The sequence below is a fragment of the Mesorhizobium sp. LNHC229A00 genome (assembly GCF_000502415.1).
Classification (GTDB): domain Bacteria; phylum Pseudomonadota; class Alphaproteobacteria; order Rhizobiales; family Rhizobiaceae; genus Mesorhizobium.
Map to the genome: position 1 here is coordinate 42,542 of NZ_AYWQ01000015.1, position 24,378 is coordinate 66,919.

Consider the following 24,378-nt stretch of genomic DNA (forward strand, 5'->3'; position numbering starts at 1 on the left):
CGCCATGAATTCCGTGCTTCGCCGCGTTGTCATCGCCGCTGCCTGTACGCTCGGTGCCGGCGCGGTTTACGCGCTCGCCGAAGGCGGCGGCGCCCTCGTCGTGTTCGACTGGTCGGGCTACGAGGATCCCCTGCTGCACCCGGCTTACACTGCCAAGTATGGCGCCGAGCCGACCTTTGCTTTCTTCGGCGACGAGGACGAGGCGTTCGAGAAGATGCGGGCAGGTTTCAAGGCCGATATAGCGCATCCCTGCTCGCAGAGCGTGGTCAAGTGGCGCGAGGCCGGCATGCTGCAGCCGCTCGACACGTCCAGGATCGCCGGCTGGAAGGATCTCAACTCCGGTATCATGGCGATGAAGGATCTCGCCGTCACCGCCGACGGCAAGGCATGGTTCATGTCATTCGACTGGGGCAACACCTCGCTGCTCTATCGCACCGACAAGGTGACGGCCGATCAGGCACAGTCGCTCAAGATTTTCGCCGATCCGCGTTTCAAGGGCCGCGTCACCATCGGGGAGAATGTCGACGACGCCTATGCCTTGGCGAGCCTGGTCATTGGTCTCAAGGACTGGACCAAGATGACCGACGGCCAGTTCAAGCAGGCGTCCACTTTCCTGCGCGACGTGCACAAGAACATCCGTTTCTACTGGACCGACCGCCAGGCAAGCTCGACCAGGCCTATGATTTCCTCAGCGCCGTCAATGCGCCCGGCGTGTCCGACTATATGGTCAAGACCTTCGGCTATGGCCACGGCAACGACGCCGGAATGGCTGATATCGACCACAAGGTGGTGGCCGACAGCGGCTTCGACAATCTCGAAAAATTCCTCGACAAGACCCTGTTCCAGCAGCCTGTCGCGCCCGAGTTGAAGAAGCGCATGATCGACGAGTTCGAGAAGATCAAGGCTGGCTATTGAACGACCAGACAGAAAGAACCGACGTCGTCATCGTCGGCGCCGGCTTCACCGGCCTGTCGGCGGCGCTTGAGCTGAAGAGGGCCGGCGTCGGCTTCCTGCTGCTCGAGGCACGCGACCGCGTCGGTGGGCGGGTCGAGGCCCTGTGGAACGGGCTTGGCGAGCGCATCGACAGCGGCGGCCAGTTCCTTTGCGAGGACATGCCGCAGCTGATGGAACTGGCCCAGGCTCGCGGCAGGACCTTCGTCGAGACCTACGTCGAGGGCGATTTCATCACTTACCCGTCAATGTCGGTCGGCCGGGCCGAGCGGACCTATCAAGCCTCGATGGCGATCCGCGAACGCATGAACAGCATCGAGCCCAACGATCCCGCCATTGCCGGATCGACCGTTGCCGAGTGGCTGGAGAGGCAGGATGACGTGGGCGAGGCCAAGGCGGCCTTCCGGTCGATGATCGAGGGCCTGTGGTGCCTGGCGTTGGAGAAGGTGCCGCTCTGGTATCTGATCGACAATGACCGCCGTATCACCAACGAGGTGCCGGAGCTGCAATATTCCCTACGCGAGACCATGCAGTCGTTGGCCGATGATCTGGCGGAGGACCTCGGCGACCGGGTGAGGCTCGGCGAACCTGTCATCGGCATCGAATACGGTCCGGCAGGGGTTCGTGTCGTCTCCAGCAATAGCGTGATCGAAGCGCGAGAAGTTCTGGTCGCCGTGCCGCCGGCGACAGCCGCGAAGCTCGATTTTACGCCCGCCTTGCCGGCAGCCCTGGAAACGGCGCTCGGCGCCTGGGAAAGCGGCGCGGTGATCAAGGTCCTGGTGCGCTATCCCAAGCCATTCTGGCGCGAGCGGGATTTGAGCGGGATGGTGATGTGGCGCGGTCTGCCGGGGCTGTTTGCCTGCGACGCGAGCAGGGATCCCGATCATGCGGCGCTTGTCGTCTTCGTTGGCGGACCGCTGGCGCTGCGCTGGCACGAACTCGGCGAGTCGGATCTGCGGAGACAGGTGACGAGGAAGCTTGTGGAGGCGCTGGGTGCGGAGGCGGCGGATGTTCTCGATTTCAGCCGCCGCGACTGGACGCATGACCGCTGGAGCGGGGGCGCCTATAGCGACGTGATCGTCGATGTGTCGGCGAGGGGTGCCGAGCGCACCATTCTTGCCGGCGCACCGCCGGTGCATTTCGCGTCGTCGGAATTGTCGCCCTCATTCCCGGGCTATGTCGAGGGCGCGATCGTGGCCGGGCGTATCGCGGCGCGCAGGATCATCGCCGGAGTTCAGTCGGCCATCGCGACCAGCGCTTCCGGATCATAGGCAAGGCGGATCGAGGTGCCGACTGGAATGTCATCGGCGCCGAAATCGTTGGTCTCGGTCACCGAGAGCGGCTTCTCAAGGCCAGGGATCTCGACGATCAGATGGGTGATCTCGCCGAAATAGTGGCGTTCCACCACCTTGCCGGCGACCTCGAACTTGGCTGTCGCGTTGTCCCATAGCACGCGCAGGCGCTCCGGTCGGATGCCGAGCGTCGCGCCGCCGCCATTGCGCACGAAAGCCTTCGGCTTGTCGGTCTTGACGCGGCCGAATCCGAGCGTATCGAGAACCAGCGAGGTGCCGTTCTCCTCGACGATGTCGGCCTTGACGAAATTCATGCCGCCAAGGAAGTCGGCGACCTGACGGTTGACCGGGCGCTGGTAGATTTCCTTCGGAGAGGCGACCTGCGCGATCCTGCCGCCGAACATCACGGCGATGCGGTCGGACATTGCGAGCGCTTCATACTGATCGTGGGTGACCAGGACGAAGGTGATGCCGACGGCCTGCTGGAGGCGGCGCAGTTCGACCTGCATCTGCTCGCGCAGCTTCTTGTCGAGCGCCGACAGCGGCTCGTCGAGCAGAAGCACCTTAGGTCGCATCACCAGGGCGCGGGCGAGCGCCACGCGCTGCCGCTGGCCGCCGGAAAGCTCCGTGCCAAGCCGCTTGCCGAGGCCGGTGAGCGAGACCTGCGCCAGCGCTTCCTCGACCCGGCGCTTCTCTTCGCCACCCCGCAGCTTCAACCGCTTCAGCCCGTAGGCGACGTTCTGCTCGACATTCAGGTGCGGGAAGATCGCGTAGCTCTGGAACACCATGTTGGTTGGCCGGCGGTTGGCCGGTATGCCTTCCATGGGCTGGCCGCCAACCGCGATCGAACCGCTGGTCGGATTATCGAAGCCGGCGATCATGCGCAAAAGCGTGGTCTTGCCGCAGCCCGACGGGCCGAGCAGCGAGAAGAACTCGCCTTCCCTGATGGTCAGGGAGGCGTCGTCCAGCGCCTTGAACGCCCCATAGCTGCGGGTGACATTGCGGATCTCGATCATCGATCTTTCGGAATGGATCCTGTCCGCGTGAGATAGCTCGATCCGCGGCTGCTCAGGCATAGAGGCCTCCCTCGTTCTGCGTGCGTCTGGCCGCGCGGCGACGCAGGATTTCAGCAATTGTCATCAACAGGAAAGAGGCAACCAAAAGCAGCGTGCCCAGCGCCAGGACGCCGGGCAGTTTCGAGGCGAAACGCAACTGACCCCAGATGTAGATCGGCAGCGTCGCCTCGGTGCCGGTAAGGAAGAAGGCGATGATGAATTCGTCCAGCGAGATGGTGAAGCAGACCAGCAGGCTGGAAATGATCGCCGGCGCCACCATCGGCAACGTCACGCGCCGGAAAGTGCCGACGGCGCTTTCGCCGAGATCGGCGGAGGCTTCCTCGAGGCTGCGGTCGAAACCTTCGAAGCCGGAAGTCAGCACCGTCATCGAATAGGGAATGCAGACCAGGACGTGGCCGAGCACGACGGTGAACAGCGAAAGACCGAGGCCCAACTGCAGCAACACCAGCAGCATCGAGATGGCAACGATCACTTCAGGCAGCACAAGCGGCGCCATGATCAGACCGTTGATGGCGCGGCGGCCGGGATAACGGTAGCGGGTGATCGAGCGAGCGGCGAGGATGCCGAGTACGGTGGAGAGGATGGCCGCCGAGACGCCGACGATCAGGCTGTTCCAGGCGGCATCGAGCAGCGCCGGCGTGCGCGGCAGGTCTTCGTACCACTGCAGGGTGAAGCCCGTCAGCGGGAATTTCGGCGTCGCCGCCATGTTGACCGAGAAGATCGGCAGGAAGATGACGGGCAGATAGAGGAAGACGATATAGAGGAACGCGTAGGCCGATAGCCAGCCGCCCGGCAGCAAGCGCCGCGCCTTCATCGCGCCATCCTTTGCAAGCCGCGGATGATCAACACCGTGGCGCCGGCCATCAGGGAGACGATCAGCATGGTGGTGACGGAAAGCGCGGCACCGAGCGGCCAGTTGGCGGCTTTGCCGAACTGCGCTTGGATGGCATTGGCGATCATGACCCCGTCCTTGCCGCCGACGAGCTTTGGCGTGACATAGTCGCCGACCGTCGGGATCATGACGATCAGCGCCGCGGAGATGATGCCTGGCGCCGACAGCGGCAAAGTCACGCGCAGGAACGATCGGAAGGGGCTATCGCCGAGGTCGGTGGCCGCTTCGACTAGCGTGCGGTCGACCTTCTCGAGGGACACGAAAATCGGCAGGATGGCGAAAGCCGCCCAAGCATGGGTGAGCGTGATGATGACAGCGCTCGAATTGTAGAGCAGGGCGGTCGACGGTTCGTCGATGATGCCCAGACCCATCAGGCCGGAATTCAAAACGCCGTTGTAGCCCAGGATGACCTTCCACGACATCACGCGCAAGAGATAGCTGGTCCAGAACGGGATGGTGATGAGGAAGAGCCACAGGCTCTTGTGACGGCCGCCATGGAAGGAAATGAAATAGGCGATCGGGTAGGCGAGGACGACAGTGAACAGGCTGACAGTCAGCGAGATGTAGAGCGAGCGCCACAACAGATCGCGGTAGATCGGCTCGGTCAGTGCGACGCGATAGTTTTCCAGCGTGAAGGTTCGGTCGATGGTCAGGTAGTGCTGCGTCCAGAAGGAATGGGCGATGACCACCAGGATCGGCAGGACCAGAAGGATGAGAGCATAGAGAAAGGTCGGGCTGATCAAGGCGAAGCCTTGTACAGGCTCGGATTGCAGAAAGGCATTTCTTCTGGCCCGCGTCATGCCGAACCAGGGCGACCCTTCCGCAGTCGCCGTCATTGCCAGACCCTGGGGGGACGGGCTCCGGGTGTGATCTCGATTGCTGGCCTGGATCGTCCCGCCATACGGCATCCCTTTGGGCTGGCGCCGGCTATTGTTCCGCTTGCCGGCTTTCTTTCATCATGCGCGCATCCGCGGATTGAAATCAAGCGGTAATTCTGCAATATTGATTGAACGGACATTCAAAATCACGTGAGCAGGGTGCCGATTTCGGCCATGGCGAACCGGATTGATGACCGGAAAATTCGGGGATGATGTGGAGGCGATGATGGCGGCTGTGAGGGATCTGAAGGCACGCGAAACGGCTGGCCTTGGCGGCGACGATGCGGTCGAGCTGGCCAAGCGTCATCTCATCCAGCCCTGGCCCTACGCCGGTTCCGTCGGTTCGGAGGCGCGCGCGCTGATCGGCGAGGGCGATGGCATCTACATCACCGACAGCACCGGCAAGCGGCTGATCGACGGCCCGGCCGGCATGTGGTGCGTCAATGTCGGGCATCGCCGCGAGGAACTCGCCAGGGTGATGTACGACCAGGCGATGGCGCTGTCCTACAACACGCCCTGGTACACGATGAACGCGCCGTCGGCGGAGCTCGCCAAGCGCATCGCCGGCCATGCCCCAGGCGATCTCAGCCATGTCTTCTACACCACGGGCGGTTCCTCGGCGGTCGAGACGGCGCTGCGCTTCATGCAGTTCTACAACAATGTGCGCGGCCGGCCGGAAAAGAAGCTGATCCTGAGCCGTGGCGGCGCCTATCATGGCTCAACCTACCTCTCGGCTTCGCTCAATGGCCGCCCACGCGACCGCGACTGGATGGATGGCGCCGACGAGCTGGTGGTCAAGCTCGCCTCCCCCGACCCGTTCCGCCGGCCGAAAGGCATGAGCATCGCTGCCTTCACCGATTTCCTTGTCGATCAGTTCCGCGATACGGTCGCGCGTGTCGGCGCGGACAGACTAGGCGCCTTCGTCGGCGAACCCATACAGGCGTCCGGCGGCGTCATCATTCCGCCGGACGGCTACCTCAGGCGCATCCGCGAGATCTGCCGCGACAAGGATATTCTCTATATCTCCGACGAGGTGGTGACGGGCTTCGGACGTCTGGGCCATGTCTTTGCCTCGGGCGACGTGTTTGGCATCGACCCCGACATGATCACTTTCGCGAAGGGCGTCACCTCGGGTTATTTCCCGCTTGGCGGCGTCATCATCTCGGAGCGGCTGCTGGAAGAGTTGCGGCGTTCCAATCATCCCGACGCGATGTTCGGCCATGGCCTGACCTACACCAGCCATCCGGTCGGCTGTGCCGTGGCCTTGAAGAATCTCGACCTGCTGGAAGAAAGCGTGCTTGCGCATACGCTTGAGGTCGCGCCCTATTTCCAGGCGCAGCTCAAGACGCTGGAAGAGCTGCCCCTGGTCGGCGAAGTGCGTGGCGTCGGGCTGATGGGTTGTGTCGAATGCGTCGCCGATCGCGAAAGCAAGGATCCGCTGCAGCTCGACAAGGATGTCGGCAAACGCATCGACGCCCACTGCCACGAGCTTGGCCTGCTGGTGCGGCCGCTGATCAACATGTGCGTTATGTCGCCGCCGCTCGTCATCACGCGCGAGCAGATCGACGACATGGTCGGCATTCTGCGCGAAGGCATTTCACGCACGATGGAAGATCTCAGGAAAGAGGGTGTGTGGCAGGGGTGAGTTTCCTCCTTCTCCCCATTCACCGGAGAAGGAGCCCGAACGGCGGATGAAGGGCAGCGCTGACGGTAAGAGGGGCGCTCGCATCGCGGCTTTGGCCAATCACCAGGGTTGTTACGCCCGGCTCCGCAGCGCGTCGTTCAAATTCCACATGTCCTTTTCTTCCGGCGCTGTTTCCAGGCCGAGCACCGGAACCTGCTTGCGCAGGTGGTCGTGGTGGGTGCGCACGCCATATTCGAGGTCGGAGAGATAAAAGCCCTCGAAAGCCTCGGACAGCATGGATTCGTTCGACCAGACCGAGAGCTGCACATCTTCCGACATGGTGTCGCGATCGATGCGGAAGGAGAGGTAGCGGGCGGCGGCCTGCTCTCGGCTCTCGTCGCGGTAGCGATAGATGGCGCCGCGCAGCAGCGTCTCACCCGTCGATAGCGGGAACTCCTGATAGAACTGCACCGATTCCGGCATCACCGACAGAACGGCGTTGGGGAAAATGCCGTAATAGACCCAGGCCTTCCTGAGATGGTCCGGCAGATGCGTCGGCTCCGGCGCGATCTTGACGTAGTTCTTCACGCTCCAGCGGCGGCCGGCATACGGGTTGTAGGTGGCGAAGGAGCGCGAGACGCCGTTGACGAAGGGCTCGTCGAAATAGGTGGCGCCATAGAGATCCTGCAAGGCGGGATGCGCCATGGCGACGTGATATCCTTCATTGTCGACGTCGCGCACCGACTTCCAGTTGACCGGCGTTTTCTGGGTCCAAATACCCCAGGAAGGCACCATATCGGCGGCCTTGTAATGCGCGAATTCGGGTTCGATCGGCCTCAGCAGTTCGGCAACGGAGGGCTGTGGCCCGCCATTGCGGAAGCGGATGAAGATGAAGCCCATCCAGATTTCGAGATCGAGCGGCATCAGGCCGAACTCGGTCTTGTCGAGGTCGGGGAAGGAGCGCGGGCGGGCGGCGCCGCGCAGCGTGCCGTCGAGATTGTAGACCCAGCCATGGAAAGGACAGACCAGCGCGTTCTTGCAATTGCCCTGGCTGTCGGCGACGACGCGGCTGCCGCGGTGGCGGCACATGTTGTTGAAACCGCGCACGACGCCGTCCTTGCCGCGCACGATCAGGGCGCGCTCGCCAACGACATCCATGGTGAGGTAGTCGCCGGCGTCAGGGATGTCGCAGACATGGCCGACGATCTGCCAATGATTGCGGAACACATGCTCCTTCTCGAGTTCGAGAAGGGCGTCGGAATGGTAGCTCCAGCCCGGCAGTCCCCGCCGATCCCAATCGTTCGGGATTGCCACGTCACGGAGGTGCGGGTTCATAAAACGTCTCTTCTTTTTATTGAATAAGCATTCAATATAATCATATTTTACATTGAAATGCAATGGCTTGTGGAAATACTATGATTTCGCAGCGAAAACGTCGGCGCTCCTCCACGGGAATCCCGCGCCGTTGCGGGCTTCGAAAACCCCGGAAAGTCCGGATCTTAGCCAGGGTTCCGTAACGCCATCTATCGTCGGCTCGCGCCGCCAATCGTGCCTTCCGACAAGGTCTTCCGCCGGCAATGCCTCGACGTACGTGGCCCCCGGTAGTGCACGCCTTGCAACTCGCTCCTTGGTCCAAAACATAGTCCAATGACCGACCCTGCCCGTTTTTGCCCGTATGATGTTTCAATCCGGTTACATTGCCGGGCTCTCGTCACCTTTGCGCCGTTACAAGGCGCGATTAAATTCGTTTCATCGCAAAAAGAAAATCAACGAAGGGGATGACGATGCATGCGAAAGTCCAGATCACCAGCGGCAACCGCCTTGAAGCTCCAGAGCGCGCTGACCGTCGCCCGAAGCTGGCCCTTCGCCAGCGCGCCACCGACCACCCGATGGGAATGTTCATGGCGCTGGCTGCTTGCGCCTTCGCCGGCATGGCGTTCACGCCGACGGTCGGCCCAGCCTTCGCTTCGTTGAATCCGCCCGCCAACCTCGTCGAAGGCGCGCCGACCACAACCACGACCGCCCGCCTGCCCATGCCGGCAATCGATTTCGCCTGCAGGGGGCAGGCCTGGGGCGCCGAGAGCGTGGATTGCCTGCGCGCCATTGCCGAGCAGTCCGGAACACACAAGACCCGCGCGATCCGCATGATCGCCAACGCCGCGCCGCTGACCAGCGCGCCCAACATCTTCTGATTTCTGCCTCTGCGTTTCTGCCGGGGCATGATCCCGAAACCGGTTCCCGTTTGGGGATCATGCCCTACCTCCCCGAGCGCTTCTCAGCGCTCTCTTCGGCTCCCGCCGCGATATCGGCCGGGAGCCTTTTTATGCCTTCGACGCGGCCTGCTCGGCGATGGTCGAAAGCACGCTGCGTACATCCAGCGTGCTGAACGGTTTTTCGAGGATCTGTGGCCGCTGCTGCGCCGGCAAGGCTTCGACTTCCGCCTTCGCGCCGATCAGGTCGCCGGTGACGAGCACGAAACGCCGCGCCAGGTCGGGCCGCTCGGCGAGCAGTTCGCGGTAGATCGAAATGCCTGATATACCGGGCATGCGCAGATCCGAAAAGACGATATCGGGGGGCATGTGGCCGTCCAAGGTGGCGGCGCCCGATTCCCAGAGCGGCGCGATCCTCGACTTGATGCCCATCAGTTCGAGAATATCGGACAAGGAGCCGGCGACGTCAGGCTCGTCATCGATGATCAGCGCATGGCGCAGGCCGCTCGATCGTGGCTGGCTTTCGCCGGCGGCCGCGATTCCCGCGGAGATCGCCGGCAACTGGACGACGAAACGCGCGCCTCTCGGCAACACCTCCTCGAACCAGACATTGCCATTGTGCCGTTCGATGATCGATTTCGAGATCGACAGGCCAATGCCGGTGCCTACGCCGACCGGCTTGGTGGTGAAATAGGATTCGAAAATGCGCGAACGGATGGCTTCGGGAATGCCGGGCCCGTTGTCCTCGACCGAGAAGCCGGGATTGCCACGATCGCCGCGGAAGCTCCGCACCTTGATCAGGCGGTCGCCGGCGACGCCGGCCAGGGCATGCTGGCTGTTGATGAGGAAATTGGCCGCCACCTGTGTCACGTGGTCGGCATCGGCCATGGCGAGCAGCGGACCTGGCGCGAAATCGGTATCGATGACGATGCCGCTCGAGCGCGCGCCGTAGGCGGTCACTTCGAGAGCGGCGCGGATCACCTGGTTGAGATCGGTCTCGGCCTGTGCCGACGGATGGAGGCGAACCATCGACAGGAAGCTTTTGACGATGCGCCCGCAGCGCTCGGCGGCGGCACGCACCTTCTCGGCCCGGACCTTGGTCTGCGGATCCGAGGCGAATTCATGCAGCAGCGTCGACTGGGCCACGACGACCGCCAGTGGATTGTTGAGTTCGTGCGAGACGCCGGCAAGCAGCGAGCCCATCGCCGCCATCTTCTCGTTCTGGTGCAGCTTCTCGCGCTGCCGGTTGATCTCTTCCTCGGCGCGCAGCCTGTCGCGCAGGTCGCGGATCGAGCCAAAGATGAGGCGGCGGTCGGCGACCCGCATCTCGGTCGCCGTCAGTTCGATCGGAAACACCTCGCCGGCTGCATTCTGTGTCACGGTCTCGAGCCGCTGTCCGACCATCGGGGCGCCACGGCCGGACATGTAGTCGGCGCCCGAGGCATAGCCCTTGCGGTAATATTCAGGAACGACGGTGTCGAGCAGGTCCTTGCCGAGGATATCGCTGCGCAGGAAGCCGAACATCTTCTCGGCGGCCGGATTGAATTCGATGATCGATCCGGCCTCGTCGATGACGATAATGGCGTCGAGCGACGCCTGCAGCATGGTGCGGCGGATCACTTCGCTGGCATGGGCGTCGGAAGGGGAGTGTTCGATGGCGTCGCCGATGGCGAGAGCGATGATGTGCAGCGTCGCCTCCTCCTCGTCGGTCCATTCCCGCTCTTCGACGCAGTCATTGACGGCCAGCGTGCCCCACAAATGGCCGTGCGCGAATACCGACACCGACAGAAACGACTTGATGTTCTGCTTCTCGAAATCGGCCCTCAGGAATCCTTCGAGATCGCGCGTATGGCCGGTGAAAATCTTGCCCTGCCGCTCATCCTCGGCCAGCCGCTCAAGCAGCGGATCCGAATTGACGATCGACTGCATGATGACGGTCGGTGAGGCCAGTTCTCCGCCGAAGTCGGGATCGATCCAGTAGGCAGCGACCGACTGGGCGAAACCCTGGCCGGGCAATTCGCGCAGGCGGAACAGGATGCCGCGCTGGCAATCCATGGCGTGGCACAGCGTTTCCAGTATGCCGTCCATTTCGCGCTGCCAGTCGCCGGCCTCGCGCAGCCGGCGCACGACACGTACGGCGGCCATCGCCGCGCCCTGCCTGAAACCTTGCATGTCCGTGTTTGCCGTGTCGCCCGTCATTGTCAGCCATTAGTCCAGAGTCACGCCAATTCGATCGGCTGGCAACGGCTGCGGAGCGGAACCCCCGTGGGTCTGACGCTCAGTTGCCGTCGCCGGCCGGCAGCGAGAAGATATAGCCTTCGCCACGCACCGTGCGCAGGAATTTCGGGTTGGCCGGGTCCGCCTCGATCTTCTTGCGCAGGCGCATGATGCGGATATCGACGGCGCGCGACGATTCCGGATCCTCGGTGAAGCCGATAGCCTCGGAGATCGCGGCCCTGGTCAGCAGCCGGTTGGCGCGGGTCAGGAAAACCTCCAGCACGTCAAATTCGCTCTTGGCCATGTCGATCACCGTGCCGTTGGCGCCGGTGACCATCCTGCCGTCGAGATCGGCCTGAAAGGGGCCGAAAGCGACGGAGCGCCGATCCGTCCTGGCTTTCCTGTCCTGCGGCTCCGTCGGCTGGGGAACACGGCGCAGCACGCTGCGCACCCTGGCCAGCACCTCGCGCAGTTCATACGGCTTGACTATATAATCGTCGGCGCCGAGTTCCAGTCCGACGATGCGGTCGAGCGCGGTGCCGGCCGCGGTCGCATAGATGATCCCGATCGGCATTTTCGAGCGCAGCCAGCGGCCAAGCGACAAGCCATCCTCGCCCGGCATGGCGATGTCGAGGATAGCCAGATGGAAGGACTGCGTCTCGATCAGGCCGCGCGCGGCGGCCGCGGTTTCAGCGGTCGAAACATCGTAGCCGGCGGCGCCGAGATATTCGGCGACCGCGTCCCTCAGGTCGGGCTCATCCTCGACGATGACAATTCTTGCCCGCACGATGCTCTCGCTCCCACTTTCAGTGGAAAGTAGATTGGGTATAAACATGATGTCCAGCACTCATATCCGGTTGCAAGGGAACGGTTGGAAAACATGGCCGCACGAGCCGTCATCGCGCTTGTTTCCGTCGCCGAGGTCGTCGCGACCGAGCTTGCCGACCATCTGGAGCGGCGCGGCCATGACGTGCGCCGGGCGCGGCAGCCCTGGGAGGCGGAATCGCTGCTGGCGAGCGGCGGCATCGACGTTGTCGTCGTCGGGGACAGCCTCAGCCAGGCGGAAGGGCGGGATCTGCTCAGGCGTTTTGGCGGCCAAGCTGGGGGTAGCGAGCATGGACCGGATTTCATCCTGATATGCCGGCCCGCCGATCTCCTCGACAAGGTGCTGGCGCTCGAGCTTGGCGCCGCCGACGTCGTCGAAAGTCCGCTCAATGTCAGGGAACTCGCCGCGCGAGTCGGCGGCCTGCTTTCGCGGCGCGGCAGGGGCACCCAGGAACTGATCGTGCTGGAGAACGCGACCGTCGACCTGAGGTCGGCGATGGTCATGCACCGCTCCGGTACGCAGGAGCAGCTCTCGGCCGGCCAGGTGGCGCTGCTCAGGCTGTTCCTGGCGAGCCCGCGCAAGGTGCTGACCCGTGACGACATTATCGCCGCGGCGCCGGCCGAGAATGCCGACGCCTTCGATCGGTCGATAGACTCGCGCATCGTGCGGCTGCGCCGCAAGCTCGACACCGACACCATCACCACCATACGCGGCGCCGGCTACAGGTTCGATCCGCCACGGCAGTTCGCCGACTGACGGCTGTGTTTTCCCGCTGGTTCGCCGGATGAACATCGGGCTTCCGTTTCCCGCGCCGATGCCCGCGAGGTTCAGCGCACCACCAGCAAGGACGGGCCCGAGGCCATTTCGCCGCTGACGGCGAACCCGCTTGCGTGAGCGCGTTCCTTGAGCAGCACGGTGGCGAGTGCGGCAAAGCCGAGTAGGCCCTGCGCATAAAGCAGTGCGGAAAGCACGGAAGCCGCGAACTTTGTTTTCATGATCTGAATTCCCCAAAAAATGACTGTGTCGCGGATCGCTTCCCGAAACTCCCGAAGTGCCCGCGCCGCCCACGGAGCCCCCCGTCGCGGCGCGGGCCTTCGGTCCTCTCGGCAGCAAGTTGCCGGAGGGGCCGCGCAATGCCAGTTGCCGAAGGCCAACCCGCCAGAGGGCCTTCAACCGGGCGATGCGCAGGCTGGAAACGATCCAGACCGTGGCGCAAACAGGGCGACGTGCAGGGTCGAAATCTCACTCGAACTCATCGCCGCCAGCCCCGCACGGGGCCGCCGGCAATGGTGACGACGCCGCCGACAGCCGCCGCCGTGATGCTGATCCTGAAGAGCCAGGAGCGTATGTTCGTTTTCGTTCCCTTGGTCGTTGCCGTCTGCTTTCGTTGCGTCAACTTTTGCATCCGGTCGGTATCCGGATCATGCCGTCCAAAACCGCACTTTGTTGCAGATTGGTTTCGAATGGAGACAAACTCTTTCATCTAGGAGGCAACTCGAACTTTCGTTTCATGGTGAATGCCTGTGTGCTTCATCCTCAGTCCCAACTGTTCGGAATGGAGCGCCATCGAACAGGGTAATTGCCCTGTTAACCAGTGGAAACAGATTCGAAACACAAACGAGCATTTCGCGAAATCTTTCCGAAACATGCCGCTGGGATAAGCCGCCTCATCGAATTGGAGCCGGCCGGACCGGCAGAGAGAGGGGACATCATGCACACCACCATTTCCGCAAAGTTCATCAACATCACCGCCGCCGCGCTCATGGGCAGTGCACTTCTGTTCGGCGCCAAGGCCGCCCATGCCGCCAACAGCATCGTTGCCCGCGTTTCGCTGTCGCAGCAGGTCATGGAAGTCTCGGTCGACGGCCGGCCGACTTTCGCCTGGAAGGTTTCCACTGGCGACAGGGCGCACGTGACGCCGACCGGCTCGTTCAAGCCGACGCGCATGCATCAGATGTGGTATTCGAAGAAATACGACAACGCGCCGATGCCACATTCGGTGTTTTTCAGCGGCGGCTACGCGGTCCATGCCACCTATGCCATCAAGCGCCTCGGCCAGCCCGCCTCGCATGGCTGCGTACGGCTGCACCCGGACAACGCCGCCGATTTCTACCAGCTCGTCGAGACCTTCGGCCCGGCCAACACCAGCATCGTCATCGTCAAGTAGCAGGCAGGTTGCCGCATTCGGCTATGTACCGGAGTTGCTGGAGCGATCGCCAAAAAAGAGGCCGGAGAAATCCCGGCTTCTTTTTGTGTCTTGCGCCCTGTGCCTCAGTTCGGCAGCGCCGGCATCAGCTTGGGATCCGGCTTTTCCGCCAGATGCGGCAGGTCCTTGCTGGCGATGAAAGTATAGAACATTGGCACGACGAACAGTGTGAACATGGTGCCGACCAGGATGCCGGTGAAGATGACAAGGCCCATCGAATAGCGGGCCGCGGCACCGGCGCCGCTGGAAACGATCAGCGGCACCACGCCCAGCGCCATCGCCGCCGTCGTCATAAGGATCGGCCGCAGGCGCACCTTGGCCGAGGCGATGATGGCGTCACGCCGCCGCATGCCATGCAGTTCTCGCTGCTGGTTGGCAAATTCGACCAGCAGGATGCCGTGCTTGGTGATCAGGCCGATCAGGGTGATCAGTCCGACCTGGGTATAGATGTTGAGGGTGCCTAGGCCCAGATTGAGCGGCACGATCGCGCCGAAGATCGACAGTGGCACCGCCATCATGATGATCAGCGGATCGCGGAAGCTTTCGAATTGCGCCGCCAGCACCAGGTAGATGACGATGACGGCCGCGCCGAAAGCGATCAGGATCGTGTTGCCCTGTTCCTTCTCCTGCCGGGACTGGCCGGAATAGTCGATGAAGAAAGTGTCGGGCAGGCTCTCCGTGGCAATGTCCTCGAGCACTTTCAAACCGTCGCCCGTGGTGACGCCGGGCAGCGGCAGCGCCGAGATCGTCGACGAATTCAGCTGGTTGAACTGCTCGATCGCCGCCGGCGAGGCATTGTTCGAAATCGTCACCACGGCCGACAGCGGCACCATCTCGCCCGTCACGCTGCGCACGAAGTACTGGCCGAGCTTTTCGGGGTTGTCGCGGAATTCCTGCGGCACCTGCGGGATGATGTCATAGCTGTTGGAGTCGCGGTCGAATTGCGCCACTTCGGCACCGCCGACCAGCAGCGTCAGCGTCCGGCCGATATCGGCGATGGGCAGGTTGAGCGCGGCGGCGCGGTCGCGATCGATGGTCACCGTCACCTGAGGTGCGTCATAGGCCATCGAATTCTGCACGACGATGAAGCGGCCCGAGGCTTGCGCCTTGTTCTTGATTTTCTCGGCTTCCTCGTAGACCTGAGCGGAATCGCCGGTCGAGCGCACCACCATGGAAATCGGCAAGCCGCCGCCGGAGCCTGGCAGAGTCGGCGGCGCGAAGACGAAGGCCTGGACACCCGCCACCTTGGCGATACGAGCCGTAATGTCGGCCTGCAGCTCCTTCGAACCGCGCTTCCGCTCCGCCCAATCCTTGAAGGCAAAACCGACGAAGGCGCTGTTGGTCGTACCACCGAAGGCGACGGCCGAGAACTGCGCCCGGGTTTCGGGAATGTCCTTCACCAGGCCCAGGATCTGATTGACGTAAGTCTCGGTATAATCGGAGGTCGCATAGCGCGGCCCCGTCACCAGCGAGAGCAGGAAGCCCTGATCCTCTTCCGGCGCCAGTTCCGTCGAGGTCTTGGTGAACATGAAGCCAGTCACGCCTACAAGTGCCAGCACGATGAGCAGCGTCAGCGGGCGATAGTTCAGAGATCCGGTGACGGCGCGCTCATAGACATGCTCGACGCGCGCGAAAGTGCCGTCGACGATGCGCTGGAAACGGCCGGCATTGCCGGGCTTCAGAAGGCGCGCCGACATCATCGGCGTGATGGTGATGGCAATGACGCCCGACAGCACCACCGATCCGGCGAGCGTCACCGCGAATTCGCGAAACAGGGCGCCGGTCAGGCCGCCGGTGAAGGCCAGCGGCGCGAACACGGCGGCCAGCGTCATGGTCATGGCGACGATGGCCGACGCGATCTCGCGCATGCCGCTGAAGGCCGCCTGCATGGGCGGCATGTGATCCTCTTCCATGTGGCGGTGGATATTTTCCACCACCACGATGGCGTCGTCGACGACAAGGCCGATCGCCAGCACCATGGCCAACAGCGACAGAAGGTTGATCGAATAGCCTACCGCGAACAAAAGGAAGCAGACGCCGATCAGCGACAGCGGGATGGTGATGATCGGCATCAGCACCGAGCGGAACGAACCGAGGAACAGGAGGATGACGACAACGACGATGGCGACCGCCTCGCCGATGGTCTTGAACACCTCGTCGATCGAGGCGCTGATCTGTCCGGTCGCGTCGTAGACGACTTCGATCGTCATGCCCTTCGGCAGTGTATCCTGAATCTGCGGCACGAGCTTGGTGAGTGCCGCCGCCGTGGTCAGCGGATTGGCTGCCGGGGTCGGGAAGATGGCGAGGAAGGTGCCGGGCTTGCCATTGAAGGAAACCCTGGTGTCGGTGTTCGCGGCGGCCAATTCGACGCGGGCCACGTCGCGCAGGCGCACGACATTGCCGTCGGTCGAGCGCAATGGCAGCGCGGCGAAGGCTTCCGGTGTCTGCAGCGTCGAGCGCACGGTGATCGACGAGACGATATATTCGTTCTGGGTGTTGCCGGGCGCCGACAGGAAATTGGAATTGTTGATCGCCGTCAGCACTTCGGCCGCCGTCACGCCGCGCGCGGCAAGCCTGACCGGGTCGATCCAGACGCGCATCGAGTATTCCTGGGCGCCGAAGATCTGCACGTCGGCGACGCCTTCGACCGTCGACATGCGGGGCCTGATGACGCGTTCGATATACTCGGTCAGCTGCTCCTTGGTCATGTTCGGATTCTGCATCGAGATGTACATCATCGCGAACTGCTGACCCGTGCCCTTGACGATGACCGGGTCCTTGGAGGCGTCCGGCAAGGTGCCGCGCACGCCTTGGACCTTCGACAGCACTTCGGTCAACGCGACGTCTGGGTTGGAACCGAGCTTCATCTGCACCGTCACGGTGCTGGAGGACGGACGGCTGGACGAGGTGACGTAGTCGATGTTCTCGGTCGAGGCGACGGCGCGCGCGATCGGGGCGGAAATGAAGCCCTGGATCAGGTCGGCGCTGGCGCCCGGATAGGCTGTCGTGATTGTGATCGCGGTCTCGTCGACCTTCGGATACTGCCGGATCGACAGGTTGAAGATGCCCTGGAAACCGAGCAGCAGGATCATGCAGGCAAGAACGGTCGAAAGGACGGGCCGGCGGATGAAGAGATCGGAAAAGCTCATTGCTGGTCGGCCTGCTTGTTCGCCGATTTGGTCGGGTCGATGGTGTTGTCGACGTTGACGGTCATGCCGTTGAAGAGGCGGTTCTGGCCCGCGGTGACGACCTCGTCGCCGGCCTTCAGCCCTTCGATGATCTCGACCATGCCTTGATTGCGGCGGCCGGGCTTGACGAAGACCTGTGACAGAACAAGCGCCGGTTTGTCGCCTTCCGCCGCCGGCTTGGCCGGATCGGCCGCTGCTGGCTTGGCGGCATCGGCAGTGGCCTCGTCCGCTGGCTTGGCTGCGTCAGCGGCCGGCTTCATGGCATCGACGGCGGGTTTCATGGCGTCTGCCGGCTTGGCGTCTGCCGTCTTGGCATCCGTAGGCTTGGCATCCGCAGGCTTGGCATCCGCAGGCTTGGCATCCGCAGGCTTGGGATCCGCAGGCTTGTCGGTGGCCGCCGCCGGCTTTTCGTCCGGCTTGGCTGGCTGCGCCGGGGCTGCCCCGGCGGGCTTCGCCGGCTCCACCATGAATATGTAGTCGCCATAGAGACTGGTGGTCAGTGCCGTCTGCGGCAGTGACAGCACGTTCTGCTCCTCGGGCAGTTCGACACGCACCTGCACGAACTGACCTGGGGTCAATTTGCCTTCGGGATTGGCAACTTCTGCTCGGATGTTCACCAGCCGGCTGGATGGGTCGATCTTGGGGTCGATGCCGCGAATGGCGCCGGCAAAGGGCATGTCGTCGCTGCCGCCAAGGCCCAGGCGAACCGTCTGGCCAATCTTGAGCAGCGGCAGCTGCTGTTCGGGAACCGAGAAGTCGACCCGCATCGTGTCGAGGTCCTGCAGCGTCACCACCGCGGTGCCGGGTGCCAGATACTGGCCGAGATCGATTCTCGGAATGCCGACCGTGCCGGCGAAAGGTGCGGTAAGCTGCTTCTGGTCGAGCACGGCCTGCAGCCTGGTGACCTGGGACGCCGAAGCGGACGCCGCCGCACGCGCTGTGTCCAGCGTCGAGTCGGAGCCAACACCACGCTTTGTCAGTTCGACGGCGCGGGTCAGCGTGGTCTGATCGAGTGCCGCCTGCGCCTTCTGCGCATCGAGATCGGCGCGCTCGACGGCGTCGTCGAGTTGCAGCAGCACTGCGTTGGCCGCCACCTTCTGGTTGGCATGGAAGGGGATTTCCTTGACGATGCCGGCGGTCTCGACCGTCAGGTCGACACCGCGCACGGCCCGCACCGTACCGATCGCCTCGACGCCCGGTGTCCAGTTCGACGGCTTGGCGACGGTTGTCGACACGGTCGCCGCCGGCGGCTTCATGGTGGCGAAATACTGTTTGATACCGTTGTCGCGCAGGAAGTTGAAACCGACGATCCCGCCGACCACGATGACGAGCACGGCAAGGACCACAATAACGATAAAGACACGGAGTATGCGCTTGAACAAGGAAGTCCCCTCAGTCGAAAATCCGGCGCGAAGCGCGGACATCGGGACACATATCGACTGCGGGTCCCGATTTCAAATAGTGGCGGTCTTACTGTACCGTCTGGACGGTCTTGTCAATTGGGCCTAAGCTTGCGATGGGAGGCGCCATGAGAGCCCAACGACCGAACTCGCGCGAGAAGATTCTCGCCGCGGCGGCTGATGTTGCCCGGGAATCCGGGCCCGGCAGCCTGTCGCTCGATGCCGTTGCCAACCGCGCCGGCGTGTCGAAGGGCGGGCTGCTCTACAATTTCCCCACCAAGGCGAAATTGATGCAAGGCCTGGTCGAAGGCTATTTGCGCGATTTCGAGCAAGCGCTGGAATCCGCGAACAGCAACGACAAGGGCAAAAATCCCCTCGCCGTCTATATCAGGCTGTCAGCCGAGGATTGCGAGGAAAAGCAGCCATCCGCATCCTGGATATTCTCGGCGATCGCCGAGGATCCCGATTTCATGATGCCGATCAAGACATTCAAGCGGCAGCTTTTCGAGCGCCTGAAGGGCGAGGCGCCGGATCTCAAATCGCTGCTGGTCTGCTATCTCGCCATCGAAGGGCTGCGCAGCATGAACCTGTTCGATTCCGACGTGCTGTCAAAGGACGAACGGGACCTGCTGGTGTCGTCACTTCTCGATATTGCCAAATAGCTTGTCCGCGCGGGAGCAGGGCGACGCTGCCACGATGGTTCAATCGACGGCGCTCACAGGGCCTTGCCCGTCGATGGATCGAACAAGCGAAGCGCGGCTTCGTCGAAGGCGAGGCTGCGCTGTTCGCCCTTGGCGAACTGGGCCCGCGGCGGCAGGCTCGCCGTCAGCCGTTGCGTGCCGATCCGCGCCGTGGTGACCAGCTCCGGGCCGGTCAGTTCGACGACCTCGATCTCCACGGGCAGTGACGGCTCCGCGGCGGCTCCGGTCGCCGCACGCAGCGCTTCCGGCCTGATGCCGACGACCATTTGTGCGCCCTCAGGCGCCGCATTAGCATAGCGTGCCGGCATGGGGATCCGTACATCGGATCCGGCGATGGCCAGCTTGCCGTCGGTGACGGTGGCCTGCAGCATGTTCATCGATGGCGCGCCGACAAAGCCGGCGACGTACAGTGTCGCCGGATCGTTGTAGATCTCCTCGGGGGTGCCGAGCTGCTCGATCCTGCCGTCGCGCATGACGGCGATGCGGCTGGCCAGCGTCATCGCCTCGATCTGGTCATGGGTGACGTAGACGACGGTCGTCCGCAGCATCTGGTGCAGGCGCTTCAATTCGGTGCGCATTTCCAGGCGCAGTTTGGCGTCGAGGTTGGACAGCGGCTCGTCGAACAGGAAGACCCGCGGCTTGCGCACCAGGGCCCTGCCGATGGCGACGCGCTGGCGCTGGCCGCCGGAAAGCTGACTCGGCTTGCGGTCGAGCAGAGCCTCGATCTGCAGCAGTCTTGCCGCTTCGTTCACCGTACCGTCGCGCTCGTCGGCCGCGACGCCGCGCATCTCCAGTCCGAAGCCGATGTTGCGGCGCACGGTCAGGTTGGGATAGAGCGCGTAGGACTGGAAGACCATGGCGATATCGCGGTTCTTGGGGTGGACGCCGAGGATCGAGCGGCCACCGATCAGGACGTCGCCGCTGGTCGCCTCGGCAAGACCGGCGATGATGTTGAGAAGCGTCGATTTTCCGCATCCCGACGAGCCGAGCAGCACAAGGAATTCACCGCTCTGCAGCGCGATGTCGATGCCTTTCAGCGTCTCGACGCTGCCGTAGCTCTTGCGGATGCCGCGAATTTCAAGCGTGCTCATGCATGGGGCCCTCGAACTGCATTGGCCCGCCATAGTCGCGGGGCAAGGTGGAAATGGCGCGCGAGGCGACGTGCGTAGCGGCGCGGAGGCAGGCGGACAGCGGCCGTTCCTGTGCCAATGCGGCCAGGAAGGCGGCATTGAAGACGTCGCCGGCACCGATCGTGTCGACCACCCTGACCTCGGGCGCGGCGGCTTCGACGAGAGCGCTGTCCGGGCCGATGGCGATGGCGCCACGTGGCCCGCGCTTGACGACGAAGGTCGCGCCTTGCCTCATCCTGGATCGGATTTCACGCGCCGCTTCCTCCGGACTTGGCAACCCCGCCAGGGTCACCGTCTCAACCTCGTTGAACAGCGCCAGCGCGCACCGCGACAGCCATGTCCTTGTCGCGGCGCAATTGGCGTTGGTCCAGCCATCGATCGGCCAGCCTGTATCGAGTGCCACGGCAATGCCGTGGCTGTCGGCCCAGTCGAAAAAAGCATTGTAGTCGCGCGTGAGGTCTTCGGTCAGGAACGAGCCGCAGAGCAGGGCGTAGCCACCGGAGAGCGCGGGGCCGTCGAGAACCGACAAGACATCGGCGAGGCCGAAGCGCGGCAAGTGCCCGCGAGTGGTGAAGAAGGTCCGTTCCCCATCGGGATGGGTCATCCCGACCGACAATGTCGTGCCTTCGGGACGGATAGCCCATTTCTCGGCGCGGACGCCAAAAGCCTCACCAAGCCAGCGGCCGAACTGGTCGTCACCGACATTGGCGGCAATCGCAAAGTCAACGCCCAGCGCTTGCCAGGCGAGCCCGGTGTTGCCGGCCTGGCCGCCGACGCGCGATTCGTCATGGTCGACAACGGTCTCGGTGCCCGCCTTCGGCCATGGCGCGACCGGGCCGACGATCAGGTCGACATTGACGTTGCCGATCACCGCCAGCGGGCGCATCACTCGCTCCTTGTGATCTTGGTGGTGCGCACCGGCGTGCCTGCATTGTCGACGCGACCGTCCGCGAAGGCGATCATCAGGCGCTGTGCCACCGGCAGCATTGCGAGGATAGCGGCCATCCCCGCGGCTGGTTTGAACGTGAGCGTGACGGCCCCGGCGACCGGCGCTTGTCCGGACGCGTCGAAGATGACCAGCGGCGCGCCGGTTTCGACCACCGAAAGTGCCATCGCGGTCACCAGCTCCGAGGTCGGGTCGGCGCCGCGAAACAAGACAACACCGATCTGAGGGCCGAGCATCTCCATCGGCCCGTGCCGCAACTGGCCGCCCTCGAGCGAAAAGCAGGGCAGCCGCGACAGTTCGGTCAGGCCAAGCGCCAGGGCTTCGGCCACGCCCTGCAGGCGGCGGCCGGAGGTGACGATCGTAGCCACCTTGCCAAGCGCGGCGAGTGCTTGGGCGATATCGCAATCCTGGGGAGCCTCGAGCATGGTAAGGGCAGGAGCCGGATCCTCGCCCAGAGCAGCGAGGATGGCCAGGTGCAAGGCCAGGGTCACGGTCAGGCTGCGGGTCGCGGCGAAAGCCAGTTCGGTGCCGCCGGCGCCGACCAGGCAAGGCGCGTTGCGGGCAAGAAAAGAACCGCCTTCGAGCGTCAGGCCGAAAACGTCCGAGCTACCGCCGGCCTGCGCAAACCATCTGACGACTTCGGCGCTCTCGCCGGATTGCGAAGTCACAAGCACCGTCCGGTCGGCCAGCGGCAATGGCTGGCCGAGCTGCTCGGACAGCGGCAGCGCCAGCGCATCGATGCCGAGTGCGCGATAGAGCGGCTCGACGGCACGGCCGACCGCATGCGAGCCGCCCATGCCAAGCAGAAGCAGGCGGCCGGTCTTCCCAATCGAAGCGGCGACGTCTGCCGCCATGGCAGCGTTGTTCTCGAACGAAGCACGCGCATCGGCGTGCTGGCGCGCCATTTCGCGGTCGATGGCGGTCAATCCGGCCGGCCGTTCTTTATCTGCAATCATGTTCATCCTTTCACACCGCCGCTGGTCAGGCCCGAGATCAGCGCCCGCTGCATGACGAGGCCGATCAGCACCGGCGGCAAGGCGGCCAGCACGCCGGCCGTGGCGATCAATCCGTAGTCGGAAACACGGCCGCCGGCCAAATCGGCGATGGCGACGGTAAGCGTCTTGGCGCGCTGGTCGGAGGTAAACAGCAGCGCGTAGAAGAATTCGTCCCAGGCCAGTAGCACGGCGAATAACGCCGATGTCGCCATCACGGGCGCGGCCAGCGGCAATGTGATGATGCGCAATGTCTGGAACAGGCCGGCGCCGTCGATCATCGCCGCTGCCTCGATCTCGCGCGGGATGGAATCGAAGCCGGATTTCATCAGCCATGTGGTGAAGGGCGCCAGTATGGTGAGATACACCAGCGCCAGGCCGAAGACATTGTTGAGCAGGCCAAGATGCGACAGGCCCATATAGAGCGGCACGGCGAGCGCCACCGGCGGCAGCATGTATGTGGCGATGACCATCGACAGCGACCAGCCGATCGCGGGTGTGCGCGAAACCGCCCAGCCGGCGGGGATTGCCAAGGCGAGTGCGGCCAGCGTCGCCATGCCGGCGATCTCAAGACTGTTGCGCAGCGACGAGGTGAAGGCGGCGCCGGCGCTGTTTTCGGCTGTCGACAGCAATTGCTGGTAGCGGGAGAAGTCGGCAGCCTGCGGCCACCAGCGCAGCGGCTTGGCTGCAAGATCGGCGGCCGGCGAAATGCTCATGATGAACAGCCAGGCGATAGGCGCCAGGATGATCGCGGCAAGCAGCAGCGCGCAGGCATAAATGAAGACGGTGAACGCGGGGCTCTTGCGTTCCATCAGGCGGCGCTCCCGGCGGTCTTTCGCACCAGGGCGGCATAGGCGACGGCGAGCAGCGTGACGAGCAAGGTGACGATCAGCGCCAGCGACGCGCCCGAGCCGGCGCGCTGGAAGGAGAACGCTTCCTGGTAGACGAGGATCGAGAGTGTTCGCGTGGTGTTTGCCGGACCGCCGCGTGTCATGACCCAGATGATGTCGAAGACCTTGAAGGCCTCGATGGTGCGCAGCACCAGCGCCACCATCAGCGGGCCGGCGAGATAGGGCAGGATGACGAAGCGGAAACGGTTGAACGGTCCCGCGCCGTCGACCAGGGAGGCGGCGGTGATGTCACGCGGTACCGCCTGGAGGGCGGCGAGCGCGATCAGCGCCACCAGCGGAAAGTTCTTCCAGCAGTCCGCAACGATGAGGGCAGCCAGCGCCGTTCCTGGCTCGCCGAGCCAGGACCGATAGGCGTCGATGAGATGCAACTGCGTCAAGGCGGCATTCAGCGCGCCATATTCGGGATTGTAGATCAGCCGCCACAGCGTGGCGTTGACCACCGTCGGCAATGCCCAGGGCAGGATCATCAGGGCGCGCAAGATTGCGCGGCCGCGAAACTCCTGGTTGAGCAGCAGGGCGGCGAGGACGCCGATCACCATTTCGGCGGCAACCGAAACAATCGCGAACACGGTCGTGGTGATCAGCGTGCGCGAGAAGTTGGTGCTCGACAGCATGTTGGAGTAATTGTCGAAGCCGACAAAATTGCCAGCCGTGCCGACCAGCTTGGCATCGGTGAAGGAGAGCCCGACCGTATCGGCCAGCGGCCAGCCGATGACGGCGACCATGACCACCAGCAAAGGCAGCATCAAAAGCCATGCGCGGGTCGTCATCCAGGTGCTCGACATCAGAGCAGCCTCTCTTCTCTCATCTGTGATCTGGACATAGCACGGGCGGCACTCGCGCATGACCCCGGAAATCGGAGGCCGATTTCCGGAAGGATCACGCGCAAGATAGAAAGTGCTACAGCGTCTTTTGCGCGTCATAAGGGACGCAACGCT

General features: G+C 63.6%; 21 protein-coding genes and 1 pseudogene. 7 read left to right on the forward strand and 15 right to left on the reverse strand.

Annotated elements, in window-relative coordinates; all coding sequences use genetic code 11:
• The first annotated feature begins 4 nt into the window (after positions 1–4).
• Together X742_RS01000000170495 and X742_RS146080 are read left to right on the forward strand one after the other, a co-directional pair.
• Positions 5–915: pseudogene (locus tag X742_RS01000000170495) on the forward strand (polyamine ABC transporter substrate-binding protein).
• Positions 912–2,222, forward strand: a complete 1,311-nt coding sequence (locus tag X742_RS146080) for a flavin monoamine oxidase family protein (protein WP_023774131.1) — start codon at positions 912–914, stop codon at positions 2,220–2,222. The pseudogene X742_RS01000000170495 and the gene X742_RS146080 overlap by 4 nt, the downstream one beginning before the upstream one ends.
• Here X742_RS146080 and X742_RS146075 read toward each other — a convergent pair.
• Genes X742_RS146075 through X742_RS146065 form a run of 3 tightly spaced genes read right to left on the reverse strand, consistent with a single transcriptional unit; the run spans position 2,186 to position 5,047 of the window.
• Entirely contained in the window at positions 2,186–3,259 is a 1,074-nt protein-coding gene (locus X742_RS146075; RefSeq protein WP_023774132.1) for an ABC transporter ATP-binding protein, read from the reverse strand. The two genes, X742_RS146080 and X742_RS146075, sit on opposite strands and share 37 nt — an antisense overlap.
• A gap of 52 nt (positions 3,260–3,311) precedes the next feature.
• Positions 3,312–4,133 (reverse strand): ABC transporter permease, encoded by an 822-nt coding sequence (locus tag X742_RS146070; RefSeq protein ID WP_023774133.1) that lies wholly within the window; start codon positions 4,131–4,133, stop codon positions 3,312–3,314.
• A complete protein-coding gene (locus X742_RS146065; RefSeq protein WP_031248236.1) occupies positions 4,130–5,047 on the reverse strand; it encodes an ABC transporter permease in 918 nt (305 codons plus the stop codon). The genes X742_RS146070 and X742_RS146065 overlap by 4 nt, the downstream gene beginning before the upstream one ends.
• A 268-nt stretch (positions 5,048–5,315) precedes the next feature.
• On the opposite strand from X742_RS146065, the gene X742_RS146060 reads away from it, so the two are divergent.
• On the forward strand, positions 5,316–6,734 hold the full coding sequence (locus X742_RS146060) for an aminotransferase (RefSeq protein WP_023774135.1): 1,419 nt from the start codon (positions 5,316–5,318) through the stop codon (positions 6,732–6,734).
• 111 nt (positions 6,735–6,845) lie between these two features.
• Here X742_RS146060 and X742_RS146055 read toward each other — a convergent pair whose 3' ends face one another.
• Positions 6,846–8,048 carry an aromatic ring-hydroxylating dioxygenase subunit alpha gene (locus tag X742_RS146055; RefSeq protein ID WP_023774136.1) on the reverse strand — a complete coding sequence of 401 codons (1,203 nt, stop codon included), beginning with the start codon at positions 8,046–8,048 and terminating at the stop codon, positions 6,846–6,848.
• Between the two features lie 449 nt (positions 8,049–8,497).
• Between X742_RS146055 and X742_RS146050 the strand changes: the two genes are divergently transcribed.
• Positions 8,498–8,905, forward strand: a complete 408-nt coding sequence (locus tag X742_RS146050) for a hypothetical protein (protein ID WP_023774137.1) — start codon at positions 8,498–8,500, stop codon at positions 8,903–8,905.
• A gap of 129 nt (positions 8,906–9,034) precedes the next feature.
• On the opposite strand, the gene X742_RS146045 is transcribed toward X742_RS146050, so the two are convergent.
• Positions 9,035–11,122 carry a PAS domain S-box protein gene (locus X742_RS146045; protein ID WP_031248237.1) on the reverse strand — a complete coding sequence of 696 codons (2,088 nt, stop codon included), beginning with the start codon at positions 11,120–11,122 and terminating at the stop codon, positions 9,035–9,037.
• 79 nt (positions 11,123–11,201) lie between these two features.
• Positions 11,202–11,975 (reverse strand): response regulator transcription factor, encoded by a 774-nt coding sequence (locus X742_RS146040; RefSeq protein WP_198019234.1) that lies wholly within the window; start codon positions 11,973–11,975, stop codon positions 11,202–11,204.
• A 45-nt stretch (positions 11,976–12,020) separates the two neighbouring features.
• Here X742_RS146040 and X742_RS146035 point away from each other — a divergent pair, with 45 nt between their 5' ends.
• The gene (locus tag X742_RS146035; protein ID WP_023774140.1) at positions 12,021–12,722 is read left to right on the forward strand and encodes a response regulator transcription factor; all 702 of its coding nucleotides are present in this window, start codon (positions 12,021–12,023) and stop codon (positions 12,720–12,722) included.
• Between the two features lie 71 nt (positions 12,723–12,793).
• Here X742_RS146035 and X742_RS1000000174920 read toward each other — a convergent pair whose 3' ends face one another.
• Positions 12,794–12,961: a hypothetical protein gene (locus X742_RS1000000174920; protein WP_023774141.1), complete on the reverse strand. Its 168-nt coding sequence runs from the start codon at positions 12,959–12,961 to the stop codon at positions 12,794–12,796.
• A gap of 257 nt (positions 12,962–13,218) precedes the next feature.
• Positions 13,219–13,449 (reverse strand): hypothetical protein, encoded by a 231-nt coding sequence (locus tag X742_RS1000000175915; RefSeq protein WP_245273878.1) that lies wholly within the window; start codon positions 13,447–13,449, stop codon positions 13,219–13,221.
• A gap of 228 nt (positions 13,450–13,677) precedes the next feature.
• On the opposite strand from X742_RS1000000175915, the gene X742_RS146030 reads away from it, so the two are divergent.
• Entirely contained in the window at positions 13,678–14,133 is a 456-nt protein-coding gene (locus X742_RS146030) for a L,D-transpeptidase (RefSeq protein ID WP_023774143.1), read from the forward strand.
• Between the two features lie 104 nt (positions 14,134–14,237).
• Here the strand turns inward: X742_RS146030 and X742_RS146025 are convergent, their stop codons facing one another.
• Together X742_RS146025 and X742_RS146020 are read right to left on the reverse strand one after the other, a co-directional pair.
• Positions 14,238–17,321, reverse strand: coding sequence for an efflux RND transporter permease subunit (locus X742_RS146025; RefSeq protein ID WP_023774144.1), 3,084 nt, complete (start codon positions 17,319–17,321; stop codon positions 14,238–14,240).
• A complete protein-coding gene (locus tag X742_RS146020) occupies positions 17,318–18,742 on the reverse strand; it encodes an efflux RND transporter periplasmic adaptor subunit (RefSeq protein WP_023774145.1) in 1,425 nt (474 codons plus the stop codon). Before X742_RS146020 ends, X742_RS146025 begins: the two co-directional genes overlap by 4 nt.
• A 146-nt stretch (positions 18,743–18,888) precedes the next feature.
• Between X742_RS146020 and X742_RS146015 the strand changes: the two genes are divergently transcribed.
• Entirely contained in the window at positions 18,889–19,422 is a 534-nt protein-coding gene (locus X742_RS146015; protein WP_015315434.1) for a TetR/AcrR family transcriptional regulator, read from the forward strand.
• A gap of 53 nt (positions 19,423–19,475) precedes the next feature.
• Here X742_RS146015 and ugpC read toward each other — a convergent pair whose 3' ends face one another.
• Genes ugpC through X742_RS145990 form a run of 5 tightly spaced genes read right to left on the reverse strand, consistent with a single transcriptional unit; the run spans position 19,476 to position 24,225 of the window.
• Positions 19,476–20,552, reverse strand: coding sequence for a sn-glycerol-3-phosphate ABC transporter ATP-binding protein UgpC (gene ugpC, locus X742_RS146010; protein ID WP_023774146.1), 1,077 nt, complete (start codon positions 20,550–20,552; stop codon positions 19,476–19,478).
• Positions 20,539–21,477 carry a PfkB family carbohydrate kinase gene (locus X742_RS146005; protein ID WP_023774147.1) on the reverse strand — a complete coding sequence of 313 codons (939 nt, stop codon included), beginning with the start codon at positions 21,475–21,477 and terminating at the stop codon, positions 20,539–20,541. The genes ugpC and X742_RS146005 overlap by 14 nt, the downstream gene beginning before the upstream one ends.
• Complete coding sequence (locus X742_RS146000) at positions 21,477–22,499, reverse strand: SIS domain-containing protein (protein WP_031248238.1); 1,023 nt, start codon at positions 22,497–22,499, stop codon at positions 21,477–21,479. The genes X742_RS146005 and X742_RS146000 overlap by 1 nt, the downstream gene beginning before the upstream one ends.
• Positions 22,496–23,341 (reverse strand): carbohydrate ABC transporter permease, encoded by an 846-nt coding sequence (locus X742_RS145995; protein WP_023774149.1) that lies wholly within the window; start codon positions 23,339–23,341, stop codon positions 22,496–22,498. The genes X742_RS146000 and X742_RS145995 overlap by 4 nt, the downstream gene beginning before the upstream one ends.
• Positions 23,341–24,225: a sugar ABC transporter permease gene (locus X742_RS145990; RefSeq protein ID WP_023774150.1), complete on the reverse strand. Its 885-nt coding sequence runs from the start codon at positions 24,223–24,225 to the stop codon at positions 23,341–23,343. The genes X742_RS145995 and X742_RS145990 overlap by 1 nt, the downstream gene beginning before the upstream one ends.
• Positions 24,226–24,378 lie beyond the last annotated feature (153 nt).